The following is a 20,130-nucleotide window of genomic DNA, read 5'->3' as shown; positions in this document are numbered from 1 at the left end:
CGGATGGTTTTCCCACCCGGTTTTTATAAAAAAGAATGTGCCCTGGCGCATCCTCGCGGAGCGTTTTTTGTTTTATAGGACGCAATTTCCTATGAAACCAGGAAAGGAGGTTCCCTCTGTTGAGTATAGGAGGAAAATTAAAGGAACTGCGAATTTTAAAGGGTCTGACGCAGGAAGAGCTGGCTGACCGCGCAGAGCTTTCGAAGGGATTTATCTCCCAGGTAGAGCGCGATCTGACCTCCCCGTCCATCGCTACTTTGATGGATATTCTCCAGTGTCTCGGCACAACCATAGGGGAGTTTTTCAACGAGGCTCCGGAAGAGCAGATTGTATTTGAAAAAAACGACTATTTTATCAAGGAAGATCCGGAACTGAAAAATGAGATTCAGTGGATCATCCCGAACGCCCAGAAGAACACGATGGAACCGATCCGCCTGACACTCGGTGCCGGCGGCTCCACCTATCCGGACAGCCCGCATGAGGGTGAGGAATTTGGCTACGTTCTTTCCGGCAGCATCCTGATTCATCTGGGGAACCGGACGTACAAAGCCAAAAAGGGCGAATCTTTTTACTATACGAGCGACAAGACGCATTACCTTGAAAGCCGCTCCGGCGCGACGATCCTCTGGGTCAGCTCGCCGCCAAGTTTCTAATACTACACATTATTTTACTATTTACGGAGGAAACGCATGAGCCAGCCATTAATCGATTTACAGCATATCTCGAAACGCTTTGACGACACCCTGGTCCTGGATGACTTGAGCCTTTCAGTAAAGGAAAATTCCTTTGTAACGCTCTTAGGCCCCAGCGGCTGCGGCAAGACAACCACGCTCCGCATCATCGGCGGATTTGAATCTCCAAATACAGGAAAAGTAATTTTCGGTGGCGAAGACATCACCAAACTTCCGCCAAACAAGCGCCAGCTAAACACCGTATTCCAGAAATATGCACTGTTTCCGCATATGAGCATCGCAGATAATATCGCATTTGGACTAAAAATTAAAAACAAATCAAAAGCATATATTGATGATAAAATTAAGTACGCTTTAAAGCTTGTAAACTTAAACGGCTTTGAGCACCGCAGCATTGACTCTCTAAGCGGCGGTCAGCAGCAGCGTATCGCCATTGCGCGCGCGATTGTCAACGAGCCGAAGGTCCTGCTTCTCGATGAGCCGCTCGGTGCCCTAGATTTAAAACTGCGCCAGGACATGCAGTACGAGCTGATCCGTCTGAAAAATGAGCTTGGCATCACTTTTATCTATGTTACCCACGATCAGGAAGAGGCATTGACGATGTCCGATACCATCGTTGTCATGAACCAGGGTTATATCCAGCAGATGGGTTCCCCGGAACAGATCTACAACGAGCCGGAAAACGCATTCGTTGCCGACTTCATCGGCGAGAGCAACATCGTGGACGGTCTGATGATCCACGACGAGCTGGTTGAAATCTTCGGCGCGAAATTTGCCTGCGTTGATAAAGGCTTTGGAAATAATCAGCCGGTTGACGTTGTCATCCGCCCGGAGGACATTGACCTCGTAAAACCAGAGGAAGGCACGCTGCAGGGCGTTGTCACCCACCTGATTTTCAAAGGCGTCCACTATGAGATGGAGGTCACCACCCCGGACGGCTATGAGTGGCTGGTTCACAGCACGGATATGTTCCCGGTCGGCGAGAAGGTCGGCATCCATGTAGATCCGTTTGACATCCAGATCATGAACAAGCCGGCGTCAGAGGACGAGGAAGCTGTGGGCGTCAATGAATAGAAAGGAGTCGGACTTAGCATGAAATCAAACGTGAAACGGCTCTTCGCCGGTCCTTATATTCTCTGGATGATCGGTTTTACCATCATCCCGCTCCTGCTGATCGTATACTACGGTCTGACGACCAAAAGCGGGACATTTACACTGGCAAATGTCTGTTCCATCGCAACCCCGGAACATTTAAAAGCACTGCTTTTATCTCTGGGACTGTCCTTGGCCGCAACTGCCATCTGCCTCCTCTTGTCCTATCCGCTGGCATTGGTACTGCGCCGCCGCGGCATTGGGGCAGGAAGCTTTATGGTATTCGTCTTCATCCTTCCGATGTGGATGAATTTCCTGCTCCGCACCCTCGCGTGGCAGACGCTTCTGGAGAAAAATGGCGTCATCAATGGCATTCTTTCCTTTCTCCATCTGCCAAATATCGCCATCATCAATACACCGTGGGCGATCATTCTGGGTATGGTATACAACTTCCTGCCTTTCATGATTCTACCAATTTATAATGTGCTGGCAAAAATCGACGATAATACCATCAACGCCGCCAAAGACCTGGGGGCAAACAATTTCCAGACACTCATTCACATCTGGATTCCGCTCAGCATCCCGGGCATCATCAGCGGCATTACCATGGTATTTGTCCCGGCGCTGACGACCTTCGTTATCTCCAGTCTCTTAGGCGGCAGCAAGATCCTGCTTATCGGAAATGTCATCGAGCAGGAGTTCACCAAGGGAAGCAACTGGCACTTAGGTTCCGGTCTCTCGCTGGTTCTGATGATTTTCATTTTACTGAGTATGGCGCTCATCGCCAAATACGATAAAGAAGGGGAGGGCAATGCGTTCTGATGAAACATAACCGCTTAAAACAGTTTTTCCAGGACTTTTACCTGGCGCTCATCCTGCTCTTTTTATACATCCCGATCGTGACCATGATCGTTTTGTCCTTTAACAACACAAAATCGAGAACCGTCTGGGGCGGTTTTACCACCCGCTGGTATACGCAGATGTTCCAGGATTCCGCCATCATGAATGCCTTAAACAATACGCTGCTCATCGCGTTTGCGTCGGCTCTGATCGCGACCGTCATCGGCACGATCGCCGCCATCGGCATCAACAGCATGAAACGGATTCCGCGCACCATCGTCATGGGAATCAACAACATCCCGATGCTGAACTCCGACATCGTAACCGGTATCTCCCTGATGCTGGCATTTATCGCGTTCGGTATCTCTCTCGGATTTAAAACCGTGCTGATCGCGCATATCACATTTAACATTCCATATGTGATATTAAGTGTCATGCCGAAACTCAAGCAGACGAACCGGTACACCTACGAAGCCGCTCTGGATCTCGGCGCCAGCCCGCTGTATGCTTTCTTCAAGGTCGTATTTCCGGACATCGTCCCGGGTATCCTCTCCGGCTTTTTGATGGCATTTACGATGTCCCTGGATGATTTTATCATTACGCACTTTACAAGAGGTGCCGGTATGGATACCTTATCCACCCTGATCTACAGCCAAGTGCGCCGAGGCATCCAGCCGACGATGTACGCCCTGTCCACGCTGATTTTCGTGGCAGTCCTGGTGCTCCTGGTGATCACCAACTTTGCCCCGGAGAAAAAATCCACCGGCAATGCGACTATGATTGACACAGAGACCATCAAGCGCCGCAAACGCAACAACCAGATCAAGAACGGCGTTCTGGGACTTGCCTGCACGCTGATTCTGCTTGTCGTTGGTGTCAGCACCTACAGCCGCTACACCACGACTCATTCAAACGAACTGTACGTCTACAATGCAGGCGAATATATTGATCCGGACCTGATTGAGGAATTTGAACAGGAAACCGGAATCAAGGTTACCTACGACGTATTTGAGACACTGGAAGAAATGTATCCGGTCATCGAAGCCGGCGGCGTCAACTACGATGTAGTCTGCCCATCCGACTACATGATTCAGAAAATGAAGGAAAATGACCTGCTTGCCGAACTCAACTTTGACAACATTCCAAATGTCAAAAACATTGACCCGCAGTACATGGAAATGTCCAAGCAGTTCGACCCGGAAAACAAATATTCCGTGCCATACACCTGGGGAACCGTCGGTATTCTTTATAATACGAAGCTCATCGAAGAAAAAGGACTTCCGGTTCCGACCAAATGGTCCGATCTCTGGAATCCGGCTTATAAAGGCGAGATCCTGATGCAGGACAGCGTCCGCGATGCCTTCATGGTAGCGCTCAAAAAAGACGGCTTCTCTGCCAACTCGACCGACGAAACCGAACTCCAGCAGGCAAAGCAGGATCTGATTGACCAAAAACCGCTCATACAGGCTTACGTCATCGATCAGGTACGTGACAAGATGATCGGCGGCGAGGCAGCCATCGGCGTCATCTACTCCGGCGAGATCATGTACATCCAGGATGAGGTAGCCGCACAGAACCTCCCATTCTCCCTGGAATATGTAATCCCGGAAGAGGGAACCAACGTCTGGCTCGATTCCTGGGTAGTTCCGAAAAATGCGAAAAATAAGGAAAACGCAGAAAAATGGATCAATTTTCTCTGCCGCCCGGATGTCGCAGTCAAAAACTTTGAGTACATTACCTACGCGACGCCAAACAAGGCAGCCAAGGAAATGCTGGACGAAGAAATCCAGAACAACAAAGCCGTCTTCCCAGATGCGAAGCAGCTGAAAAACTGCGAGGTTTACCGGTATCTTGGGGATGAGGCGGACGAGCTTTATAATAGTTTGTGGAAAGAAGTTAAGTCGGATTAAGGGGCTTGCTGCTTCAAATCATAATTGTAAAAAAGAGTCAACAGAAGTGCATTCTGCTGGCTCTCTTTTTCTATCAAAGATATTATACTTCCAATGCCGCTTTTAAGTCTTCCATACTGGAATATCTCGGTGCATTTGGATCTTTTACAATCGTTCTTCCTTCTTCGATTGCTATCAGTAACGCATCCTTCTTTTCATTCTTCTCAATATTTACTCCATCCATACAAGCCACCTCCATATATGTCTATTATATATTTTTTCATAAATAGCATATACATTTATATTGATTTTTCAATTCTAAGCGCTATACTATCTCTAAAAAAGGAGGTCACTCATGAAAATTGCAGTCCCTTATGAAAACGGAGAAATCTGCTCCCACCTGGCTCAGGTGAAAGAATTTTTAATTTTTGATGTAGTTGATGATGAGATTATTTCCACCAAAACCGTGAAACAGACCTATGCAAACGATCCCGGCGCGCTGGTGGCATTTCTCAAAAAAGAAAATATTGCCGTCCTCCTCTGCGACGCCCTTCCGATCCCGATGATGATCGCCCTGCGCGAAACCAGCATCCAGGTTCTCGGCGGCGCCAAAGGCGCTCCTAAAGACCGCGTCGAAGACTTCTTAAACGGAATGCTTCACTTTGACCGGAGCGGAAATAACGGACCATCCTGCGGCGTCCACCTGCCGGACAACAATAAAAATGGCACTGACTCCGACGCCGAATGCGACGGAAATATCAGTGCCTGTGGGACTTGGTGCCACTAATTCCTGTTTCATCTGAGACGTTGATGACGCACGTGTGGGACAGAATCCACCTTATTTCCACTGGAGGTGATGCAGATGCCCCTCCGTATTCATCTTCTCAAACCCATTCTGCCGCAGCGCCTCATACAGAATGATCGCCACCGAGTTTGACAGATTCAGAGAGCGCATCTCACCCCACATCGGGATGCGGACGCAGCGCTCCGGGTCTTCGATCAGGAGTTCTTCCGGGATGCCGCGGCTTTCCGGTCCGAACATGATATAGCAGTCCGGATCGTAGTGAACGTCCGTATACACCTGCGTCGTCTTCGTGGTCGCCATATACGGGCGCGCGCCCGGATTCTTCTCCAGAAAATCTTTAAAATCGCTGTAAACTGTCACGTCCAGATGCGGCCAGTAATCAAGACCCGCTCTTTTTACCATTTTATCATTCAATTTAAAACCGAGAGGCTCGATCAGATGAAGCCGCGTGTTCGTTGCCACGCAGCTTCGTCCTATATTTCCTGTATTCATCGGCATCTCCGGTTCATAGAGTACAATATTTAACATTTCTTCTCTCCATCCAGCCGTGCCACAAACCGCTTGATGCGCTCGATCGCCTTCTGCAGATCCTCCAGCGAATACGCATAGGAAACACGCAGATAGCCCTCGCCGCAGTTTCCAAACGCGGTGCCCGGCACAAGCGCCAGCTTCTCTTCCTGTAACAGGCGGTTTGCGAATTCATCCGAGGTCATGCCAAACCGTTTGATGCACGGGAACATATAAAATGCTCCATACGGCTCGAAACAGTCCATGCCAAGCGCCCGGAACTCTCTCAAAAGATAGCGGCGGCGCTCATCGTAGGCTTTCTTCATGCGGGCAATGTCCTCATCGCCATTCCGCAGGGCGTCAACCGCTGCATACTGGCTGGTGGTCGGCGCACACATAATCGCAAACTGATGGATTTTCAGCATCTGTTTTAAGATAAGCGCTGGAGCCGCCGCATAGCCGAGACGCCACCCGGTCATCGCATATGCCTTGGAAAATCCGTTGATCAACACCGTGCGGTCACGCATCCCGGAAATCTCCGCGATGGAAACGTGCTTGCCACTGTAGGTCAGCTCGGAATAAATTTCATCACTCAGCACAAACAGATCCTTCTCCTCAATCACCTTCGCGATCGCCTCCAGATCGGTGCGGTTCATGATCGCGCCCGTTGGATTGTTCGGGAATGGAAGAATCAGCACCTTTGTTTTCGGTGTGATTTTCTCCAGCAGCTTCTCCGGCGTCAGACGGAACTCATCCTTCTCCTCCAGCTCGATAATGACCGGCGTACCGCCCGCCAGCACCGTACACGGCACATAGGAAACGTAACTCGGCTGCGGAATCAGAACCTCATCGCCCGGATTGAGCATCGCGCGCAGGGCGATATCAATCGCCTCGCTGCCGCCGACCGTTACCATCACTTCTGTATTCGGATCATACTCAAGACGCTGACGACGTTTCAGATAATGGCAGATCTCCTGGCGCAGTTCCTTTAAACCAGAGTTCGACGTATAGAAGGTACGTCCTTTTTCCAGCGAATAAATGCCCTCCTCGCGGATATGCCACGGTGTATCAAAATCCGGTTCGCCCACGCCCAGGGAGATCGCGCCCTTCATCTCGCTGACAACGTCAAAAAACTTCCGGATTCCGGACGGCGGAATATTTACAATCGTATCTGATAATGGGTTTCTCACGGAACAATCAACATCCTTTCATCCTGAGGACCGTCGCAGAGAACGGTACCATGGTCTTTGTATTTTTTAAGAATAAAATGGGTCGCGGTACTCAGCACAGAATCGATCGTGGAAAGCTTTTCTGCCACGAACTGTGCAACTGCACGCATGGTTTTCGCCTCGATCATAACGGTAAAATCATAGCCGCCGGACATCAGGTATACCGAGGTCACCTCGCTGTACTGATAGATTCTCTCGGCAATCTTGTCAAAGCCCATCTCGCGCTGCGGCGTTACCTTTACTTCGATCAGTGCAATGACCTTCTCCTCATCTGTATTATCCCAGTTAATCAGGGTATGGTAACCGCAGATGATATGTTCATTTTCCATTTCGGCGATCTCCGCTGCGACCGCAGCTTCATTTTCCCCGAGTAAATCCGCCAGCTCTTTGACGCTGATGCGGCTGTTTTTTTCAATGACCGCTAAAATTCTCTCTCTCACTTTACTACCTCCTGTTAATGGGATTTTGGTAAGTCTTTCATTTTATCTATCTCATCCGGTTTTGGCCGGTCAAGAAAGCTATGTACTTCGCCGCTGTAAATCTCGCGTCCGATCGCTGTGCGCGTCCGACCGATGAGCGCCGCCGGAATGCCCTCTCTCTCCAGATTCTTTAGCAGTTTCGGACCGCTAGACGCCGTCAGCAGAATGCAGCCCTGGGACTGTAAACGGTATGGATTGAGGTCAAATACCTCGCAGACCTCCACCGTCTCCTGGCGGATCGGAAGTTTCCTAAGATCCATCTCAAATCCGAGTCCGAATCCATCAAAAAAATGCCACAGCGCTGCCATGACGCCGCCCCCGCCCGCCGGATACCACGCAGATGCGCCGAGACGGGTCAGCACTTTCCGCTCTTTATGTGCAGCAAATGCCTCCAGAAGCGGAGACGGATTCCATTTCTCATAGAGATTCTGGCATTCTCTCACATACCGTGCAGAAAATCGGTTCAAAAGCGCCGCCTCGCCGCTTTTTGCCGCCATCGAGGTACCAAGAAGCGCGGTGTAACCGACCGCCAGAAGATCCTGCTCGGCTTTCATCTCCCCGTATGCCTCGAAAATTTCATCTTTTATGTTCATTCTGATTCCTTTCCCAGCTTCACATTCAAGTACAGTAATTTTCTGCGCTTACCACGCCATGTTACCACAAATCTCTGCTCTCATACCATCACTATATATGATCCGATATAAGCTATCACTCCATCGGCGGCGCTGCTTCCTGCGCCGGACCGGCTGGTCCCTGCGGCTGTGCCGGGGTCGGCTCCTGTGCTGCCGGTGCTTCCGTCGGTGCCGGAACCGGATTTTCCGGCTGTGGCGTCTCAGGCTGCGGTGTCTCAGGCTGCGGTCCAGCCGGAACCGCCGGTGCCGCAGCTGCAACGGCCGGACCTACACGGTAGATTGCCTTCGATGCCATATAGGTATCCGTCTGCAGCAAGGTTTTCTCCGTCTCCACGCCGTCCACGTAGACGTATTTCCAGAGCCGTGACTGCAGCCCATAGTGCGCCGACTGTTCCTTCACCCTCGCACCCGGCTTCAAAGATGCGTCCACCTTTGTGATCGGCTCGCCCGGATCCTTCTTCGACAGTGTCTCCGAAACGTATTTGATGGTCCGGTTTGCCGGCCGTGTCTCTTTTCCATATATCGTAAATGAAATAGTCCCGCCGTTCACTGCCCCTTCCATATAGATCGGGGTATCGTATGGATTTTTAAATTTCAGATCCTTATAAGTACCCGCGATCGCCGAATCCTGCGATGCCGGAACGTAAGTAACAATCATCGAATGATTCTGGCGCTGGGTGATATCCATCTCCGCCAGAAGCGCTGCATTGTAGAGCGTCGTGCAGATCTGGCAGGCGCCACCGCCGACCGTATCGACTACCTGACCGTTCGCATAGGAACCTGCCGATGCATAGCCATTTTCCACCGTAAATGGGGTGAGCCATGTATAAGCCGAAAATTCTTCTCCCGGCATCAGAACCGTGCCGTTGATCTTCGCCGCACCGTTCCGCAGATTCTTGGAACGCGACACATTTCCCGGGTTGAATCCGGTACTGAATGTTCCAAGTGCATCCTGAATCGTAGATAATGCCTCTGTCGTGCGGGTCGGCTCTGTATTTTTGACTGTTGCATCCACCGAAACCGGTTCCGAAAGACCGCCCGCGAGCGCCTCATTCAGTGCTTTTGTCGTCGCATCTATGTCCACTTCCTGTCCCGCCGAAGACTGGCTGACCTGAAAGACTCCATTTTCATGCGTGATCACAGCGTCCTGCGGCGCTGTCGTAAATTCCGCGCACCGGGTCTGCACAAACTCGGCAACCTTCGCTTCATCGACCGCTGTCTCAATCTGCAGATCCACGCCGGACTGCTCTAATTCCTTCTGATTCAGATACCGGCGCAGAAGATTTCCGCCGGAAAGTTTCTCCACTTCCTCATCAATCTCGTTCTGGTTGACCCAGAAAAATCCCAGCTCCGCCGCCGTCGTCTGAACCTCATGACCTTCTACCCGGATCGAAATGGTCTGATTTTCCATCTCCCCGATGGATTTCTCAATCGTCTGATCCGCCTCTTCCCGTGTCATCCCGGAAAGATCAAACCCACCGACCTGAAAACCCGTGGGAATCGTCCCCGCTGACGCGGTGCCCGTACCGGCTATAAGCAGTCCCATCACTGCCGCACCGCATACGCCTGCCATCCAATTTCTTTTTTTCATCATCTACCGAACCTTTACATCATAAGACCTGCCAAAATGGTTCCCGCTACCATCGCTACTACTACGATTATAATAACAACCGCTGATACGATCTGGCGTGTTTTCTGATTTGAAAATTTAAACATATCTCTCACCTCTTCTGCATTCTGCCATGCTGCGCGATAATCTGATCCGTAAGTCTCGAAATCTCATTTTTCGAAAGCGAATCAATCTGCGCAGATAAATTTATTCTATGATATTTTAGTAATTCCCGCAAGACTTCTTTTTGCTTTTTTGACGCGGGCTGTTCGCGTTTTACCTTGTAAATCAAAGGCTGCGGTGCAAACACCTCCGGCACTTCCAGAAAATACCTGTTTTTAAGCTCCTGATACAGATGGTGCGCCGCCATCGCATCCGAAAGCGCCCGATGGCTCTCGCCCGAATCCACCGCAAAATACCGGCACGCGGCTGCCAGATTCTTTTTTTCCTCCTCTGGCATAAAATGGCGGCAGATTTTCAAGGTATCAAGCCCCGCATGCTCAAATGTATACTTCCGGTTGACCGCCGCCCGCTTGAGAAAGCTGAAATCAAAGATAACATGATGCCCCAGAAGCGGCAGCTCCCCGCAGAATGCCAGAAGTTCCGGCAAAACTGTATCCAGCACCGGCGCATCCTTCAAATCATCGTCACAGATTCCCGTCAGCTCCCGGATGCGCGCATCCAGTTCCCGCTCCGGGTTGACAAACGTCGAATACGTCTGCACCACGATTCCATCTTCCACCCGCGCCGCGCCAATCTCGATGATCCGCTCGGTTTTGGGATTTAACCCTGTTGTCTCCAGGTCAATCGCTATATAAGAATTGTCTGTTTTTTCCATTTTATTTATCCATCGTAACTGTTCAGTACCTTCACAGTCACGCGCAGTAAATGCACAGACCTACTGAACAGTTTACTATCCATCTAATTTAAAATATGGCTGTCCTACATTTCTTCTCGTTCGCAGATGTTCAGACTGCCGCCATCCGCAATTTCTTTTTCCTGTCTTTCTCGGGAAAATCCCATTTCTCACTGTATTTCATCCTGGGAAATGGAAAATGCCGCCGCATTGCCAAACAGAGCATCCCGGTTTTTGTAATCAAACAGCACAAAGCTTCCGTCTTCCATCCGCTCTAAATGCGCCATTTTCGCCATCTGCCTGGAATCGTATGCCTCGTAGCCCTTCAAATAACGGCGTTCCTTCGCCTCGCGCATGAAAAACTGCTTCGTCTCGTTCTTCCACTCCGACGGATCCGGGGCAAAAGATGGACGGCTCTTGACGTTTTCACGGAGGTAGAGGTCATAAATGAGAAGATCCTGATAGGAAATTTCTTTGTTCCCCCATTTCTGAATAAACAGATACAAAATCTCATACCGTGCCAGCCGGTTATGGCTCACTTCATTCAGCCCCTTTTCCTCATAAAATGCCGCCAGGCGGTCATACAAATCAAATGCATCGCCCCATTCCTGCGACAGCCATTTCATCGTGCGGCGGAACTGCCCGCTGTTGTAATAGACCTCGACCATCTCTTCCACACCCTTGAGACGGATCACCTCTTCATAGGAAAGCCAGTTGGTTCTAAGCACCTCATACGGCGGCTTGCTCTGGCTGAGCAGACCGTATTTCTGCTTCATTTCTTCCATATAGGAACCTTTCAGCACCTTCAGAAAGCCAAGCTGAAGCTGTTCCGGCTCCATTTTGTATACATCGTTGAAGGAACGATGAAAGCTCTCGATATCCTCATACGGAAGCCCCGCAATCAGGTCGAGATGCTGATGGATGTTGCCAAAGGTGTTGACCTGCGCCACACGGCGCGCCACCTTGTCCAGATCCATCGTCCTCCGGATCTCCTTCACAACCACCGGGTTCGTCGTCTGCACGCCGATTTCCAGCTGAATCAGTCCCGGACGCATCTGTTTCATCAGCGCCAGCTCGTCATCATCCAGAAGATCCGATGAAATTTCAAAATGGAAGTTGGTAATTCCATTATCGTGATCCAGCAAATACTGCCAGATCGCCATCGAATGGCTCTTTTTGCAGTTAAACGTCCGGTCTACGAACTTCACCTGCGGCACCTTCCGGTCAAGGAAAAACTGCAGCTCCCTTGTTACCAGCGAAAGGCTGCGGAACCGCACTTTTTTGTCAATCGAAGACAGACAGTAACTACAGGAAAATGGACATCCACGGCTGCTCTCATAGTAGATAATGCGGTGTTCCAGCCCGCTTAAATCTCCGTAGGAAAACGGAATGTCGTCCAGATTCATGAGCGGTGCCGGGCGATGAACCTCGACGGTATCGTCCGAACAGCGTAGGACAATGCCGGGGATCTCTGAAAAACAAACTTCCGTCCCGCGCTCACACGCCTCCACCAGCCGCGTAAAGGTCTCCTCGCCTTCGCCCTGCATGATCAGCTCGACCTCCGGCAGCTCATCCATCAGGTGAACCGCGTCATACGAAGCCTCCGGACCTCCCATCCAGATGCGGACCTGCGGAAGAACCTTTTTCAAATCGTGGATCAGTTCCTTCACGTAAACGATATTCCAGATATAACAGGAAAATCCCACCACATGCGGTTTTCTCCGGTAAATATCCTGCAGAATCTGATCCATCTGGTGGTTGATGGTGTACTCGCCGAGATCGATCTGGATTTCCGACACGGTTTTCGTTCGATTCGCGCCTTCTGCTGCCTCCGAAACCATTTCCATTCCAACAGCCGCACCCTGCTCATCCTTCTGTCCCAGCCCCAGCCGCTCCATCGCATACCGTCTCAGGCTGTAAATTCCCAGATTTGAATGTATATATTTGGCATTAATCGCCGCCAATAAGTACCGCATCGTCTCACACCTTCAAAATATGATAGCCAGCCGCCTTATTGAGCCGGTTCATAATCGCCCGTCCTAAATTGTCTTCCGAAAATCCTTCCGAAAAGATATATTCCGCGCCGCGATCGTCGAAATCGCGCAGAACCGCATACAGGTTGTGTGCAACAGTCTCCTGACGCGCCCGCGCACCGATGCTTTCCAACATCCCCGCCGGGTAACGATCTTTCGTCTCGTCCGTGCAGATAATTCCAACCTTACGTCCTTCTGACAGCTTTTCGCCTGCCAGGCGGTTGATCGTCTCCACAACTGCCTCCGTCTCGCCCTCGACCAGTGTCAGATCGGCTTTCGGTGCATAATGGCGGTATTTCATTCCCGGTGCTTTCGGGCGCACATCCGCGCTGACCGGTCCTAAAATCGCCGGATCAATGCCGACTTCCCCGACCGTTTCACGCAGCATCTCCACGGTGATCGCACCCGGCCTTAAAACCATCGGCATTTCCTCCGTAACATCCACGATCGTCGATTCCAGACCAATTCCAACCGGACCGCCGTCGATGATCGCATCGATCTTTCCGTCCATATCCTGAAGCACGTGATCAGCGCGCGTCGGGCTTGGGCGTCCCGATGTATTCGCACTCGGAGCCGCGATCGGCACGCCGGACAGACGGATTAACTCTGCCGCGATCGGATCAGACGGCATCCGTATTGCCACCGTGTCAAGCCCGCCGGTCGTTCCATACGGCACGATCGCGCTCTTAGGAAATACCATCGTCATCGGTCCCGGCCAGTATGCCTTTGCAAGCTTTTTGCCATTTTCCGGCATATTCGATACCAGCGGCGCGATCTCCTCCAGACAGGACACATGCGCGATCAGCGGGTTGTCAGACGGGCGTCCCTTCGCCGCATAAATCTTCTTCGCTGCCGCCTCATCCAGCGCATTCGCCCCCAGGCCGTACACAGTTTCCGTCGGAAATGCCACCAGACCGCCCGCGCGGATGATCTTTGCCGCCTTCTCAAGCACCTCCCGGTCATGCGCCGTAAAGTCCTTTGGATTTTCTATCTTCCACATCTGGGTATGAAGTTCTTTTTTCGTTTCGTTTTGCATATTGACTCTTCTTTCTACTATCTCACAATGAATAAATCTATTTTCCGTACTAAGCTCGAAAATACCTCGCTAAGTACTCCTAGTATGCGCGGCATGACTCGTACTAAGCTCGAAAATACCTCGCTAAGTACTCCTAGTATACACAAGATTCCTCGCCAGTTCAAGGTTTCAGCGCCCATTCAGATACTCCATAATCCCCATATGCAGCGTATATGCCACGCGGTCCTGATATTCTTCTGTTTTCAGCAGTGCCGCCTCTTTCCAGTTAGACAAAAATCCGCACTCGACGATGACAATCGGACATTTGACGTGGAGCAGGAGATAATAGCTGTCATTCGGTTTGGCTTTTCTGCGGTTCTGGTCTCCCAGCGCATAGTCGAAGCGCTTCTGCAGTATTTCCGCCAGCCGTTTCCCCTTCTCTGACTTCCGGTAATAAAATACCTGCGCACCGGATACGTCCTCCTGGTGGTAGCTGTTCTGGTGGATGCTGACGACCAAATCCGCGCCGGATTCCTCGACGCGGGCGCAGCGGTTTTTCATGTCGGACATTTTCCGGCTTCCGGCTGACGTATCGTAAAGTCCCCGGTCATCCTCCCGGCTCATCACGACCTCCACATCCGACTGCTCCAGATACCATTTCAGGCGCTTCGCGATTGCCAGATTGATGTCCTTTTCCAGGCTTCCGTCCACACTCACCTTTCCCGGATCAAAATCCCCATGCCCGGCGTCCAAGAAAACAACCGGCTTTTTCTTTCCAAGCACAGCGTCCGCCCCCGCTGATGCCAGCCCCGCATACCGTGCCGCCAGAAAGACGCCGCAAAATAAAAGAAGGCAGACTGCCAATTCCACTGACAGCCGCCTTCGCATTTGTTTTAGAAACGGGTGTGTTTCAAACCATTCGTTCAAGTGCACCGCTCCTGATGCATTCTTATAATATCTATATTCGCCTTGTTCGCGGCATATCCCGCTATTTTCTAATTCCAATCCCGGCTCCTACTGCTGTGCCTCCGCTACATCCTTAAACCCAAGTCCAAAAATGCCCGAGGTTTCCTTCACAATCACAAACGCATTCTCATCCGTCTCCGCAATAATGCGTTTTAAACGATTGAACTCCGTTTTGCGGACGGTACATAAAACCACCGTTGTGTCCTCGCCGCTGTAGCCGCCCTTGCCCGGAAGCAGCGTTACCGTACGGTCAATTTCCTTAATGACACGTTCTGCGATTTTCTGCGGGTATTTCGTCACGATCGACGCCTCGCTTCCGGCATCATTTCCGTAGATGATCATGTCGATGACCTTCGTCTGCGCGTACAGGGAAATCAGTCCGAACAGTGCCGCATCGACATTTCCAAAGACGAAGATCGAGGTGGAGAGGATGATTCCATCGATCATCATCAGGGCGCGCCCGATCGAGACATGCGGATATTTCTTCTGGAGCAGGTAGCCGACCACATCGCTGCCGCCCGTCGTCGAACCGGACAGAAAGATGAACGCCATGCCGACGCCGACCAGAATGCCGCCGTAGAGACTTCCCATAAGCTGGTCGCCCATATAAACCGGAAAGACCGGGGCGATCACGTAGTCAAGCACCACCGAACAGATTCCGCACGCAAACGCCGTCCGCAGCGCAAAGGCACGGCTCAAATGAAACCACGCCAATATTAAAAGCGGCACATTGACCATCAGTGTCAGCCGTCCGACCGGCAGGTTCGTCACATGGTTTAACATCAGTGCCACGCCGACCGCACCGCCCGGCGCAATATTCGCCGTCTCAATAAAGCTGTGCGTGCCGATACTGTAGATAAATGCGCCCAGAATCAGATATAAAAAATCTTTTACAGAATATTTTCCAATGTATTTCTCCATTTCTGCATTTCCTCCTGTTATTCTGTCTGAGCGTTCCATCCTTTCCGGGCTGATTCTGCTGGTTCTGCTTCCCGCATCGTCCTCAATTTTCCGTATCTATCCTCCATCGCTCAGATTTCTTTTTCCTGTTTTTCCTTCGCCTTTTCGCCCCGCAGCTGGCTCGCCTTTCTCTGCAGCGTCTGCCTCGGCACATCCAGAATCCGCGCTGCCTCAGATATATTTCCGTGCGCCGCCTCCAACGCCTGCCAAATCAGTTTTTCCTCATAGGCAGCCACCGCCTCACGAAGCGACGAGCAGAGTTTTGGAACTTCTTCCAGGCTTTCCGGCGTCTTTTTCCTGTCCGCCTGCTTTTCCAGCAGAAGCTTTCCCTTGATGTCTTTATACTGGAGCAGGGCGCTCGTCTCATCCACCATGCTCATGCCGTAAACGATCACGTGTTCCAGCTCCCGGACATTGCCTGGCCAGTCATATTCTTCCAGTTTTTTTAGCAGATCCTTTGACACATACTGAACCTGCTTGTGGAACGTGCCATTGTGTTTGTTTACATAAAACTTGACAAAATGTCCAATATCCGCCTTCCGTTCCCGCAGCGGCGGAATCCGGATCGACATCATGCTCAGACGATAATAAATATCGCGCCGAAGCTGTCCTTTCTCGATCGCCTCAAGCGGTTCCACATTGGTCGCCGCAATGATCTTCACATTCGTGCGTTTCGTCTCACTGCCGCCCAGGCTGCGGAAACTGCCGTCCTGCAGAACCCGCAGAAGCTTTGACTGCAAAAACAGAGGCATCGAATTGATCTCGTCGAGAAACAGTGTTCCGCCGTCCGCCAGCTCAAAGAGTCCCTTATTTTCCATTGCCCCGGTAAACGCGCCCTTGGACGTTCCAAATAAGATACTTTCGAGCAAGGTATCCGGCAACGCCGCACAGTTCTGCGCGATAAACGGTTTATCCCTCCGTTCACTGGCATTGTGGATCGACTGTGCAAACACCTCTTTTCCGGTTCCCGTTTCCCCATAGATCATAACCGGCAGATCGCACGCCGCCACCACCGGTATATAGTCTCTGGCATTTTTCATTTTTTCATCCACTGCGATGATATCTTCCATCGTAAAAGATGCGCCGCTGTGTTTTTTCAGCTTTCCAGCGCCGCCGACCGGGATCTGTTCCGAAGTCAGTTCCACACTCTCCGGCTCTTCCTCGCCGTCTGTCATCTCCTCCATCGACAGATCGATCGCGCCCACCACGGCGCGCCCGCTCTTGATCGGAATCGAAAGAGAGCTGATATGGATGCCCTCCTGCCCCTTGGTCTGAAGCAGTTGATTTTCCACGTAAACCGGCAGTCCGACCTCCATCGCCCGGATCATGCTGCTGTTCTTAGCGTTCAGGTTTTCAAATACATCGAAAAAATTTTGTCCCACCAGCGCCTGGTAAGCTTCTCTCTCTTTCCGGTTTGAAAATTTACTATTTAACTTTGCTGAAAACAGAATCTCGCCATCCAGGTTGATGATCGTGATTCCGTCAATATATCCTTTTCCATGAAATAACTGTCTTAAAAACTCCATGCATTTCTCCCCTGTCTGAAACACCGCTGACCGGAATCACGCGCTAAGTCTCACGGACGTTCGACTTGAATCTGCGTTCATCCGGCCTGACAACGGTGTTATGTTTACACCTGTTCCAAGTGTATCAGAGGAAACAGGCAAAGACAAGTTTATCCGATCTCCTCCACACCTGGGCGATCCAGCGGAAGTTTCAGCCACCACCATTTAAATACGATATTTGCGATGATGCATGCTGCCATGATTACCAAATAGATGCCGATAAACTTCCAATGGCTGCCATTTAAGAGCATCATCGGTCCCATCGACCACGCAAACATCTCTGCCGGAGTTGTAAACGGCGCTGCAAATGCAGTATCGTTCAGCGTCTTGGAGCGGTTTTCCGGATCAACGATTCGAAGAAGGATGAAGCCGATCGCAAAAACGCCCGTTGAATAGCCAAATACGAAGATCGCGCGCTCAAACCAGCTGCCGCGGTTCATCGCCGGACCAAAGAACATCAGAGTTGCCACTACGATTACAATACCGCAGAGCAGAAGAAGTGCCAGCGGAGCTGCATATTTAACGATAACTGCCAGTTTGATGGAAGCGATTCCGAAAAACACCAGATAATCCGTCGCAGTACCGGAGATACGTCCCACTACATTTTCATCAATATAATCACCGACGCCGACTTTTCGGAAAACGAGGAACATCACGATCGCGGTCAAAAATGCCATCAGGTAATTCGGCAGATCCAGACCGATCGCTGCATAGATTCCCTTGCTGAGTCCCACACCGATACCGGATGCGATCAGCATCACTGCCAGATGCCATGCCAGCGGATCCAGGACGTTGGATGAAATAGTTTCCTCGCCCATCGACTTGCGCTCATTTTTGGGCACCAAACCACAGCGCAGATCATCAGAGATCTGATTGAAGCCTTTCATATATTTGGTCCAGCCCTTTTTCGTTCCCAGCTTGATGAAGAACAGACCGCCAAAGATACCCGATAAAATACCAACAGTTGCACAGGTCATCGCGATATCCATTGCATCCAGATCACCCAGTCTCTCAAACGCGGTACCAACAGCCGCTGCCGTTCCGTGTCCGCCGGAGAAACCAGCTGCCAGCAGCAGACCGAAGCCATAGTTAATGTTCGGGAATAATTTCGAAATTACTAAAATACTAAACAACGGTGCCAGTGAGAACTGAATCGCCTGTGCCAGCACTTTATAGGAAAAATAAGAACCAATCCGGTCAATTTCCGCTTTAAAATCTTTCTTATTGAAAGAAAATCCATTAATTCCGACACCTGCGAAAATCAGGATAATCAGAACACTTGCATAAGAACCAATATTTTCAGAAAACGGCAGGATTCCCAGTCCCTGCGCCCCGAGTGCCAGCGCGATAAATCCGGCAATCATGCTTGGCGGAATGAAAAATTTCTGTACCAACGGCACTTTTGCACGTAAAAGCTGACCAACCGCGATAAAAAACGATGCGATCGCAAAGTCCACTAAAATGTCTGTAACACTCACAGATACCCCTCCTATTCTTCTGTATCAAATGCGCCTCCAGCTATTTCCCATCCGGAAGCGCTTCTATTCGCCCCTCAAATGGCAGAGCGCTTTTCATCCGTATCCCCATACGTTTCACGAAAAGCGTTCTGCCGGTATCCTTTATCTGAAAAATCACTTCTCTAATTTGATAAAGTTATCCGAATGGCTCTTGGTTGCCGACGGAGCCAGATCCAGTTTCTGATCTGCGATCTCTAAGATGTCTTCCGGACGAACCCACGGTCTGCCCTGGATAGCACTTGTCTCCTCATGGGTTAAGTATCCCTTGTAGGCAGTTAAGCTGCGGCGCAAGAAACCATCCTTTGCACACGCCTGCGCCACACCATTGTTGATGATGCTTCTGAAGTGCGGCAGTACGGATGCTGCGTATGCGATCGAGGTAGACTGGGAAATTGCGCCCGGAATGTTGCTTACGCAATAATGTACGACACCTTCTTCGATGTAGCGCGGATTTTCATGGGTGGTCTCATGGAATGTCTCGATTGCACCATAATCGTTGCTAATATCTACGATAACGGAACCTTTCTCCATCGAGCGGACCATCTCGCGGTCGATCATGTATTCTTTGGCATCCTTCGGCCATCTAACACAATTATATACGACATCTATCTCTGGTAAAATCTTTTTCAGATTATAACGGTTGGAAATCTGGGTGTTGACTTCCTCATTGAACTGTTTTCCGATATCGCGCAGGGTTCCGATATTAATATCCATAACCGTTACCCACGCGCCCAGCGCATGAAGAACAGAGATTGCTGCGCGTCCTACCACGCCGCCTCCAATGACCAGCGCCTTAACGCCCGGAGCACCGCCGAGACCGTTGACGAATTTGCCCTTGCCGCCGTTGATGGAGAGCAGGGATTCCAGGCCAAAGAGTGCACCCGCCTTACCAGCTGCCTCACAGTTCGGTGAACCGTAACGGTGGGAATCTTCTGCGGTAAATGCAATACACTTACTGTCGAGAAGTGCCTGTACCTCCTCCGGATGTGCTGCCGGATGGATGCAGGTAAATACGATCTGGTTTTCACGGAGCAGCTTGTACTCGCACGGTTCAAACTCTTTTACCTTTGCGACGAAATCGCAGGTTGCATAAATTTCTTCCTTTGTATCAACCAGCTTCGCGCCCTCTTTCACATATGCCTCATCCGGGAATCCAGAACCTTCGCCCGCGCCCTTCTGAACGTAAACCTCATTGCCGTCACCTACCAGCATGCTTACCTCTGCCGGGGTTGCGATGACACGGTACTCGCCTACTTTGATGTCTTTCAATACGCCAACTTTCATAATGTGTTCCCTCCATGTAATATATTTTTCTTTTTGCTTGATACTTTTGCTTGATACTCATATATACAGCAAGTTCCGTGCCAACTTTTACGTTTTTCGATTTTATTTAATATTTTTCTTTTTTATTTTCCAAAAAATTCGAGGTTTTCCTTGTAAATAC

Annotated in this window: 19 protein-coding genes; 5 read left to right on the top strand and 14 right to left on the bottom strand. The window is 50.6% G+C overall.

Annotated features, from left to right (window positions below):
- Positions 1 to 119 precede the first annotated feature (119 nt).
- Genes DWY89_RS11810 through DWY89_RS11795 form a run of 4 tightly spaced genes read left to right on the top strand, consistent with a single transcriptional unit; the run spans position 120 to position 4,534 of the window.
- Positions 120 to 653, top strand: a complete 534-nt coding sequence (locus DWY89_RS11810; protein ID WP_022358843.1) for a helix-turn-helix domain-containing protein — start codon at positions 120 to 122, stop codon at positions 651 to 653.
- A gap of 36 nt (positions 654 to 689) precedes the next feature.
- Positions 690 to 1,766, top strand: a complete 1,077-nt coding sequence (gene potA, locus DWY89_RS11805; protein ID WP_118523643.1) for a spermidine/putrescine ABC transporter ATP-binding protein — start codon at positions 690 to 692, stop codon at positions 1,764 to 1,766.
- 18 nt (positions 1,767 to 1,784) lie between these two features.
- Positions 1,785 to 2,606, top strand: coding sequence for an ABC transporter permease (locus tag DWY89_RS11800; protein WP_118523644.1), 822 nt, complete (start codon positions 1,785 to 1,787; stop codon positions 2,604 to 2,606).
- Positions 2,606 to 4,534, top strand: coding sequence for an extracellular solute-binding protein (locus tag DWY89_RS11795; RefSeq protein WP_118523645.1), 1,929 nt, complete (start codon positions 2,606 to 2,608; stop codon positions 4,532 to 4,534). The genes DWY89_RS11800 and DWY89_RS11795 overlap by 1 nt, the downstream gene beginning before the upstream one ends.
- 82 nt (positions 4,535 to 4,616) lie before the next feature.
- Here DWY89_RS11795 and DWY89_RS14420 read toward each other — a convergent pair whose 3' ends face one another.
- The gene (locus tag DWY89_RS14420) at positions 4,617 to 4,757 is read right to left on the bottom strand and encodes a hypothetical protein (RefSeq protein ID WP_182426675.1); all 141 of its coding nucleotides are present in this window, start codon (positions 4,755 to 4,757) and stop codon (positions 4,617 to 4,619) included.
- 111 nt (positions 4,758 to 4,868) lie between these two features.
- Here DWY89_RS14420 and DWY89_RS11785 point away from each other — a divergent pair, with 111 nt between their 5' ends.
- On the top strand, positions 4,869 to 5,300 hold the full coding sequence (locus tag DWY89_RS11785) for a NifB/NifX family molybdenum-iron cluster-binding protein (protein ID WP_118523646.1): 432 nt from the start codon (positions 4,869 to 4,871) through the stop codon (positions 5,298 to 5,300).
- A gap of 51 nt (positions 5,301 to 5,351) precedes the next feature.
- On the opposite strand, the gene trmL is transcribed toward DWY89_RS11785, so the two are convergent.
- The 13 genes from trmL to DWY89_RS11720 all read right to left on the bottom strand — a co-directional run bounded on the left by trmL (position 5,352) and on the right by DWY89_RS11720 (position 19,970).
- Complete coding sequence (gene trmL / locus DWY89_RS11780; RefSeq protein ID WP_107001831.1) at positions 5,352 to 5,846, bottom strand: tRNA (uridine(34)/cytosine(34)/5-carboxymethylaminomethyluridine(34)-2'-O)-methyltransferase TrmL; 495 nt, start codon at positions 5,844 to 5,846, stop codon at positions 5,352 to 5,354.
- On the bottom strand, positions 5,840 to 7,015 hold the full coding sequence (locus DWY89_RS11775; protein WP_107001830.1) for an aminotransferase class I/II-fold pyridoxal phosphate-dependent enzyme: 1,176 nt from the start codon (positions 7,013 to 7,015) through the stop codon (positions 5,840 to 5,842). Before DWY89_RS11775 ends, trmL begins: the two co-directional genes overlap by 7 nt.
- On the bottom strand, positions 7,012 to 7,494 hold the full coding sequence (locus DWY89_RS11770; RefSeq protein WP_022358850.1) for an Lrp/AsnC family transcriptional regulator: 483 nt from the start codon (positions 7,492 to 7,494) through the stop codon (positions 7,012 to 7,014). Before DWY89_RS11770 ends, DWY89_RS11775 begins: the two co-directional genes overlap by 4 nt.
- 14 nt (positions 7,495 to 7,508) lie before the next feature.
- The gene (locus DWY89_RS11765) at positions 7,509 to 8,126 is read right to left on the bottom strand and encodes an AIR synthase-related protein (RefSeq protein WP_243015256.1); all 618 of its coding nucleotides are present in this window, start codon (positions 8,124 to 8,126) and stop codon (positions 7,509 to 7,511) included.
- Between the two features lie 115 nt (positions 8,127 to 8,241).
- The gene (locus DWY89_RS11760; protein WP_243022823.1) at positions 8,242 to 9,759 is read right to left on the bottom strand and encodes a VanW family protein; all 1,518 of its coding nucleotides are present in this window, start codon (positions 9,757 to 9,759) and stop codon (positions 8,242 to 8,244) included.
- 127 nt (positions 9,760 to 9,886) lie between these two features.
- On the bottom strand, positions 9,887 to 10,612 hold the full coding sequence (locus DWY89_RS11755) for a 3'-5' exonuclease (protein ID WP_118469324.1): 726 nt from the start codon (positions 10,610 to 10,612) through the stop codon (positions 9,887 to 9,889).
- Between the two features lie 188 nt (positions 10,613 to 10,800).
- A complete protein-coding gene (locus tag DWY89_RS11750; protein WP_118523647.1) occupies positions 10,801 to 12,606 on the bottom strand; it encodes a B12-binding domain-containing radical SAM protein in 1,806 nt (601 codons plus the stop codon).
- Positions 12,607 to 12,610: 4 nt separating this feature from the next.
- Positions 12,611 to 13,663, bottom strand: a complete 1,053-nt coding sequence (locus tag DWY89_RS11745) for an L-threonylcarbamoyladenylate synthase (RefSeq protein ID WP_243022826.1) — start codon at positions 13,661 to 13,663, stop codon at positions 12,611 to 12,613.
- A gap of 204 nt (positions 13,664 to 13,867) precedes the next feature.
- Positions 13,868 to 14,605: an N-acetylmuramoyl-L-alanine amidase gene (locus DWY89_RS11740; RefSeq protein WP_333489847.1), complete on the bottom strand. Its 738-nt coding sequence runs from the start codon at positions 14,603 to 14,605 to the stop codon at positions 13,868 to 13,870.
- Between the two features lie 87 nt (positions 14,606 to 14,692).
- Positions 14,693 to 15,565, bottom strand: a complete 873-nt coding sequence (locus DWY89_RS11735; protein WP_107001826.1) for a YitT family protein — start codon at positions 15,563 to 15,565, stop codon at positions 14,693 to 14,695.
- Positions 15,566 to 15,675: 110 nt separating this feature from the next.
- A complete protein-coding gene (locus DWY89_RS11730) occupies positions 15,676 to 17,130 on the bottom strand; it encodes a sigma 54-interacting transcriptional regulator (RefSeq protein ID WP_118293786.1) in 1,455 nt (484 codons plus the stop codon).
- 149 nt (positions 17,131 to 17,279) lie between these two features.
- Positions 17,280 to 18,647 (bottom strand): sodium/glutamate symporter, encoded by a 1,368-nt coding sequence (locus tag DWY89_RS11725; protein WP_022358860.1) that lies wholly within the window; start codon positions 18,645 to 18,647, stop codon positions 17,280 to 17,282.
- A gap of 153 nt (positions 18,648 to 18,800) precedes the next feature.
- A complete protein-coding gene (locus DWY89_RS11720) occupies positions 18,801 to 19,970 on the bottom strand; it encodes an alanine dehydrogenase (protein WP_117796731.1) in 1,170 nt (389 codons plus the stop codon).
- Between the last annotated feature and the right edge of the window lie 160 nt (positions 19,971 to 20,130).

The organism is Clostridium sp. AF27-5AA (assembly GCF_003478415.1).
Classification (GTDB): Bacteria; Bacillota; Clostridia; order Lachnospirales; family Lachnospiraceae; genus Otoolea; species Otoolea fessa.
The sequence above is the reverse complement of the archived record's forward strand: the minus strand, read 5'-3'. Positions and strand labels throughout refer to the sequence as shown.